At 41.9% G+C, this 7,104-nt stretch carries 8 protein-coding genes and 1 tRNA gene; 7 read left to right on the forward strand and 2 right to left on the reverse strand.

Features of this window, described 5'->3' with window-relative positions; translation table 11 throughout:
• Positions 1-46: 46 nt before the first annotated feature.
• Complete coding sequence (locus ABD915_RS07310) at positions 47-172, reverse strand: hypothetical protein (RefSeq protein ID WP_345116985.1); 126 nt, start codon at positions 170-172, stop codon at positions 47-49.
• Between the two features lie 99 nt (positions 173-271).
• Between ABD915_RS07310 and ABD915_RS07315 the strand changes: the two genes are divergently transcribed.
• Positions 272-934, forward strand: coding sequence for a lysozyme (locus ABD915_RS07315; RefSeq protein WP_345116987.1), 663 nt, complete (start codon positions 272-274; stop codon positions 932-934).
• Positions 931-1,158 (forward strand): hypothetical protein, encoded by a 228-nt coding sequence (locus ABD915_RS07320; protein ID WP_345116989.1) that lies wholly within the window; start codon positions 931-933, stop codon positions 1,156-1,158. Before ABD915_RS07315 ends, ABD915_RS07320 begins: the two co-directional genes overlap by 4 nt.
• Before the next feature lie 1,406 nt (positions 1,159-2,564).
• On the opposite strand, the gene ABD915_RS07325 is transcribed toward ABD915_RS07320, so the two are convergent.
• Positions 2,565-2,649, reverse strand: a tRNA-Leu gene (locus tag ABD915_RS07325).
• Between the two features lie 224 nt (positions 2,650-2,873).
• Between ABD915_RS07325 and ABD915_RS07330 the strand changes: the two genes are divergently transcribed.
• From ABD915_RS07330 to dut, 5 genes are all read left to right on the forward strand, one after another.
• Entirely contained in the window at positions 2,874-3,482 is a 609-nt protein-coding gene (locus ABD915_RS07330) for a YqaA family protein (protein ID WP_345116991.1), read from the forward strand.
• Between the two features lie 12 nt (positions 3,483-3,494).
• Entirely contained in the window at positions 3,495-4,088 is a 594-nt protein-coding gene (locus tag ABD915_RS07335; RefSeq protein ID WP_345116993.1) for a disulfide bond formation protein B, read from the forward strand.
• A gap of 331 nt (positions 4,089-4,419) precedes the next feature.
• Complete coding sequence (locus ABD915_RS07340) at positions 4,420-4,950, forward strand: type II toxin-antitoxin system PemK/MazF family toxin (RefSeq protein ID WP_345116995.1); 531 nt, start codon at positions 4,420-4,422, stop codon at positions 4,948-4,950.
• A gap of 575 nt (positions 4,951-5,525) precedes the next feature.
• Complete coding sequence (locus ABD915_RS07345; RefSeq protein ID WP_345116997.1) at positions 5,526-6,332, forward strand: VIT1/CCC1 transporter family protein; 807 nt, start codon at positions 5,526-5,528, stop codon at positions 6,330-6,332.
• Between the two features lie 144 nt (positions 6,333-6,476).
• The gene (gene dut / locus ABD915_RS07350) at positions 6,477-7,025 is read left to right on the forward strand and encodes a dUTP diphosphatase (RefSeq protein WP_345116999.1); all 549 of its coding nucleotides are present in this window, start codon (positions 6,477-6,479) and stop codon (positions 7,023-7,025) included.
• The last annotated feature ends 79 nt before the right edge of the window (positions 7,026-7,104 follow it).

Genomic DNA, 7,104 nt, shown 5'->3' on the forward strand with positions numbered 1-7,104 from the left:
ACAATCGAAACTCTCCAGCAACAACGCCCCTATTGCTGCTCTCCAGCTAACGCCCCAATCCCATCGGCATAAGATCAGCAAAAGCCGCCTTCAAGCAAACCCCAACCACCAAGCAACCCCTGCCACCAAAATCCGCCTCACCGACATCCACCCTCAAGGTTTCATTTTTCAAAATCCCCTTTTTTTGTTTTTGAAGAGTGGGGAAACATTCACTTTTTAGAGTGATGTCATTCAGCTCTGCTTTGAACGGAGCTTTTTTATGGAGAAGCATATGAGAAAAATATCATCAGAAGGGCTTGCGCTCATTAAACAATGGGAAGGCTTGCGCTTGAATGCCTATAAAGATGCCATTGGTGTATGGACAATAGGTTATGGACATACAGGTGCTGTTGGAAAAAATTCTGTTCACAAAGGCATGAAAATCACTGAACAACAAGCAGAAGAACTTCTTTACCAAGATTTAAGACAATATGAAAACGCTGTTGAGCAAGCAGTTCAAGTTTCTTTGAGCCCTTGGCAGTTCGCAGCGTTAGTATCCTTTTGCTATAATGTAGGAACGGCAGCTTTTTGCAACTCTACACTGTTAAAAAAACTGAATAAAGGCGATTATGAAGCGGTCCCTGCTGAATTACAGAAATGGACCAAAGCAGGTGGCAAACGTCTTCAAGGTCTTGTCCACCGTCGTGCAGCAGAAGCAGGGCTGTGGGCGAAAGGGGCTTATATTTCCTCCAATTATCAAACAGTAGAAACGCAAGCACCAACAGGGGTTCTCAAAGCGGAAGCACTTGCACCAATTATAGGGTCGTTTTCTGGGCTTGGCGGCTTGTTGGTAGGCAATGGTCCCATTCAATGGGCACTAGCAGCCATTATGGTTCTCGCCGCATGTGCGGGAATTGTCTTTGTTGCTAAACGGTTTCAGGAGCAACGCTTATGATTTCGTCTCTTAAAAAAAATCTAATGATGATCGGTACGGCTTTAGCGGCTGTTTTTATGATTTTAGCAAAAGCTTTTACTCTTGGAAAAAAAGCCGAACGGCAAAAGCAAACAGAAAAGGCTTTAAAGTCAGCAACAACAAGACTTGAGGTGGAAAATGAAATTAACAAAAAAAGTGATGCTGATGTGCGTACTGAGCTCTCTAAGTGGGTGCGTGACAAGTGAGCATTCTTCTTGTGTTGGTTGGTTACCCATTTATTTAAGCCGGCAAGATCTGCACGCCATCAGTCCACACCTAGCAAAAGAGATCTTAAAACACAACAAGCAAGGGGAACGCCTCTGTGGGTGGAAACACGGCTGGTAAAAAAACAAAAAATGGCAGAGTTTACAGAAGCAGAAAAAGCAATAATGCAAGAAATGCTCATGCCCTCCCAAAGTCTGAAAGGAATGTTTCTGGGTATGAAAGCGAGAGCGTTCTTGCTCTTTTTGGCTATTCTTAATTTGCACATCTTATGGCTACAAGAGAGTATATCTTTGCACATTTGCAGCAGTAGATCTCAAAGAAGTGCTGAATAAAAAAGCAATAATGCAAAAAGGCGCAAAAAGATCTTTTGAATAAGATCATCTCTATCGCGTTTTTGCTGCTCTCTTCTCACTGCTCTATTGGCTGTGTCTCATTTTTTCATCACTTTTTAGTTTGCCATTCATCTTGCAAGAAAAGCGTGCACGCTTGATAAAACGCAAGCTTAGTGGCTTTCCTCCCACATCTCAAAGAGCGAAGATTCTGCCCCCTGCGGATCTGTAAACAATCCAGCTTCTTTTGGGGCAGGTTCCTCTCGCTTAAACGCATACGCTTCACTTCCTAGGCTCTATGCACAAGCTCAGCCCAGCCCTAAAGACTTCACCGCTCTTTAAAAACACTTAAAGAGAATTATGGAAAATTGACCATACCCTCTATCATCCCGTCCAAAACAACAATGGCTTACAACAAATCATAATAAACCATGCATCTTTTATCACTCCCTGCTCCTTATTGATAAAATATGATGTCTTGAAAACATTTCTGTTTTTGACAAAGGGGAAATGACCACCACGCAATCTTTTTTAATCTTAACAAAAGTGCATAAAACGGAGAACTTTGCATTATTTTTACAAGAGGGCTTAGCACAATAGAGAGAATGAGAAAAAAGCTGGAGAGAGAAACAGTTAAAAGAGCCTTAGAGCAGTCTTTATTGTTCATTGTTTATCATTGCAACACATTGATTTATAGTGATAATTCATTGTTTTTCCTATTGGATAAGAGCCCTTCATACCGTAAGCTTCTTTCATTTCAAAGCTGTTGATGTTGCTGAGCTTAACACCGCTCGCTTACAGATCACAAGCGTGGTGAGCGGTGTGGATAAAAACCTGTTAGGAAAGGCGTAAAAATGCTCTCATGAGTCACCTCTAGGCAAGAGCTGTCGCAACATTGAAGGCTCTCGAATGCAGGGTTGTTGCGTTATGATAACCCGCGCTGATACCCCCCACCAGCATGACAATCTGAGAACAGTCTGATAGCCTTACACAAAAGTTGTCAGGGGATTTTATGTTTTTTAGCACCTACTAAAAAAGAAGGGAAAACCTATATAAAGTGGTGCGGGTGGTCGGACTCGAACCGACACTCCTCTCGGAACCAGATTTTGAGTCTGGCGCGTCTACCAGTTCCACCACACCCGCACACGACCATATAAGGACAAAGTCACCTATTATTTCTTTGCACTATAGGAAGAAGAATAGATTCGTCAACAGCAGACTTCTTGTTTTTTAAGAATTCTTAATGTTTTTTTCCTCATGGGGTTTAGATGATATTTTGCCCCATGGGGTTTTATGGGATATAAGCCCATGGGGTTTATGGGGTACAATTTGTAAAGTCTTTACCACTTAGGCATATGAAAGATCTCATGAACTTGAACAAATTAAAGCTCTGGACGATTTCTTTAGCGAATCGACGCACAGCCCCACACTGGTTGGGGTTTATAGCTTTTATTGAAAGTTCTGTTTTTCCAATTCCTGTAGATGTTTTGTATATTCCGATGACTCTTGTGCACGTAAAACGGGCTTACCGCTATGCTTTTATTGCGACTGTATGTTCTGTTTTAGGAGGCATTTTTGGTTGGTTTATTGGACATTTTGCCTATGACGGCATCGCCAAACCGATTTTAGAGTTTTACGGCAAAGTTGAAAGTTTTCAAGCACTACAAAACAGTTCTACGCTGCAATTTCTGGTAATTTTACTGATTACCTCAGGCTTTTTTCACCTTCCTCCGATCAAGATTGTGACGATTTTAGCGGGTGTCATGGGCGTACATCTTGGGCTTTTTATTCTCATCTGTATTTTTGCACGTGGGGCACGTTTTTATCTTCTTGCATGGCTCATTCAGCGTTTTGGGCATAAAGCAATGAATTTTCTTATCCACCATTGGAAATGGATTGTTGTGATTGGTTGTGCTAGTCTCTTACTGCTCTATGGTTTTTTCATAGTTTTGGTGAAAAAGCACCTTTTATTTTAAGGAATCTACACAATGACATGTGTTTTGTCTTTTCAATCTCTTTTAAAAAAGCATTTTTATCTTACCCCCAGCAGAAAAGAGCAAGGTTTATGGGCTTTTTTTCTTGCTTTTTGCCTCAGCGCCACAATATGTCTTGCCCTTGGTTTTGAATATATTGGGGGATACCTTCCTTGTGATTTATGTCTCATTGAGCGTTTTCCGTATTATGGTTCTCTCCCCTTTTTAATTTTAGCGGGTTTAGGGGCGTGGTTTTCCCGCATCTCTTTTTGGGTCCATCTGTTATTTTTTTGTGTTTCTATCTTAATGTGCATCAGCCTTGTCTTAGCGCTGTATCATACCGGTATTGAATATAGCTTTTGGCCTGCGCCTTCTAGTTGTGGTTCAAGTTCCGCAAGAATGGTAACAGACGCCAATCAGCTATTGAGCCGATTAAACACCATTCATCCTCCTTCTTGTTCTGAAGCAAAACTGCGCTTTCTTTTTCTTTCATTTGCCGGTTGGAATGGCGTTGCCAGCCTCTTTTATATGCTTGCCAGTCTTTACATTGCTTCAAAGGGGCTCCTTTCAAATCACCCAACAAGTCAGCCAACAAGTCGGCCAAAATGATAACGGCAAAAGAGCAACAAGCCCGCCTCTCTCCCCATATTTTCCAGCCAAGCACGCACACCAGCGCTCTCACACAAGCCCCACCGATACTTTTCCCCCACCGATACTCACAATGACCTTCCCTTCCCGCTAGCCTCCTCCATATCCTTCCTGCTAACTTCCTCTCGGCAGCATTGGACTGAAAAGTTGGACTGAAAAGACAAAAGACAGATAGAATGCATTTTATTCTTTCACCTCTCTATACATTTCAGCAAAATTTTGATAGAAGCCAAAGCAAGAGAAGCTATAAAACAAATTAAGCGAGGGGACCAATAAACACAAATGGTCTATCATGCCTCAGGATAAAAACGTCCCCCCTCCTGTTACAACTTCCTCTCCCACCACTTTAGATATAAGCCAACTTGAAGAACCGCATATCATGATGGAACATGATCATGATGCATGGCGAGAACATAGGTGCGAGAGCGACCTCAACGCTCCTTATAAAAAGCCGCCCCATATAAAGCCGCGACTCAAATCGGCACCACGCATTAGACAGATCTTTTGGTGTGACTTTCCGCATGATGCGATATTGCCTGAATTTTGGAAAAAGCGCCCTGTTTTGGTACTCTCTAAATGTGCAAAACTCTATGGAAATGTTACGGTTTTGCCTTTTACAACGAAATCACAACCCAATAATCCAGCTGCTTATCCTCTGCAATCTCCGATAGAACATAAAAAAGCGTGGATTATTTGCAATTATGTCACGACAGTTTCCGTAAGCCGTTTAAGTGGCTCGCAAAATATTCCAAGGTTACCAAAAGAAGAATTTGATAAAATTGTAGCTTTGATGTTGAAATATTTACCGCGTTTGCACTATTGACTTTTTAAAAAAATGAACGTATATATAGAACCATCTACGGCATCAGTAATGGTGGCCGCTTCCCCGTTAGGGGAGATAGGAACGGAGGAGTAGGCAACTACTCCTTTCGTCATTTAGGGTTCTCTTTTAAGAAAAGTATTCTTTTAAGTAAGGTGTTCTTTTAATCTCCTTTAAGAAGTCTTTTGAATCCTCTGAGAGGGTTTTCTACGGAACATTTTCAACACAGGTGTTTGATTATTCTTCACATTTTACTGTGGTTATTGAGAGCTATCTATAAAGTGAGTCCGTGCAATGGTATTTTTTCTCTTGAAGCGATCATTTTTTAGCTGCTTTTTATCCAACTGAGCAAAAGCGTTTTTTTAAGCATTTGTAAAAAACGATTCTTTGATAAAATTTACGACATTTTGCCTCATTTTTTACCCACAGTTTTCTTGCGCGCTTATTTTATTTTCTTTTTTGCTGTTTTTCACCAACGTTTTTTTTGGCTTTGAAATTTTGGCTTTGAAATTTTGGATTGACTTTCGCTTGTTTCTTCTTATATCTTAGAATTATTCTAAAGAGCAAAGGAACAGAAAATGTTCAAATCCTTTTTTTCATTTGTACAACGCAAAACTCTGTCCTTTGGTTCAATACAAAAGATGATGATTCGGATGCTCAAGGTAAAAGAGCGGCATGCAGCGCTCTATTTAAAATACGCAAAAGCTTTAGAGCCTTATTCGTCCAAGCAAGCGGCAATTTTTACCGCAATGGGCATTCAAGAGCTTGAAAATTACCAACAGCTTCTGTGTCTTTCTTGTCAGAATCAAAGAGGTGTAGGAGCATTGTGTCAGCAGCCTTCTCTTGTCACCAACAAGCGCCAGCGTACGCCCTCTCAAAAAACAACGTCAAGTCAAACCATAAAAAAGCCCTCGAAAACTCAAAAACAAACGCTTTTAACGTGGATACAGCCTGGTCTTGCAGGTTTAATGGATGGCTCTGTTTCCACCCTTGCACCGATTTTTGCGGCAGCTTTTGCAACGGGTGATACGCATCAAACCTTTTTGATCGGGCTCTCAGCTTCGATTGGTGCGGGTCTTTCAATGGGTTTTACAGAAGCAGCCCATGATGACGGAAAATTATCGGGTCGTGGTTCCCCATTTAAAAGAGGTCTTGCCAGTGGTGTTATGACAACACTAGGAGGCTTAGGGCACACGCTTCCTTACTTGATCAACTCCTTTTTCGTTGCAACGGTCATTGCCTTTATTATTGTCTTTTTTGAACTTTGGGCCATTGTTTGGATTCAAAATAAATACATGTCGACTCCCTTTTGGCGAGCATCGTTACAGGTTATCATTGGAGGAGCCTTAGTTTTTGCCACCGGTATTTTGATCGGCAGTATATGAAACGACCTACCAACATGAAGCAGACACTTTCCACAACAAGCAAAGAACATACTCTCTCTATCCAGAGACTTTTCCTTGCTTGTTTTGGAAAAAATCTTTTGTTAGAATTGTGTTTGTTTTTTATATTTTGGAGATGCTTTAACCATGCCTTACACGCACCTGAACAGCCAAAAGAGCCCCTCTCAATCGGATGTATCTCCTCAGCTTTCACAAACAGCGATCTTATCGGTCCAACGCCTTGAGCATGGGCAAGGTTTAGAACTTCCACACTATGCCACAGCGGGCTCCGCTGGTCTTGATTTACGCGCAGCACTTGCACAAGAAGAAACAGTTGTGCTTTCTCCTGGGCAGCGCGCCCTTATTCCCACGGGTCTTGTCTTTCATCTTTTGCCGGGGTTTGAAGCACAAATACGTCCACGCTCTGGTTTAGCCTTAAAGCATGGTATTACATGCCTAAACACTCCCGGAACAATTGACAGTGATTACCGTGGTGAAGTTAAAGTTCTTCTTATCAATTTAGGACAAGAAGACTTCTCCATTACACGCGGCATGCGTATTGCACAAACAGTCATTGCACCGGTTATTCAGGTTAATGTTTGCGAGATTGCATCCGATCAAAAAGACAGCGGCCAAACCCCAAACGGCACCGAACAGCGTGGTGCGAGAGGCTTTGGCTCAACAGGACACGAATAACCAAAAATGAATGGTGCATTGTTGGTGTATGGCTGGACAATGACAACAGCCTCTTTTGGCAAAGCTAAGGTCTGCTCTG

The sequence above is a fragment of the Bartonella jaculi genome (assembly GCF_039543045.1).
Lineage (GTDB): Bacteria > Pseudomonadota > Alphaproteobacteria > Rhizobiales > Rhizobiaceae > Bartonella > Bartonella jaculi.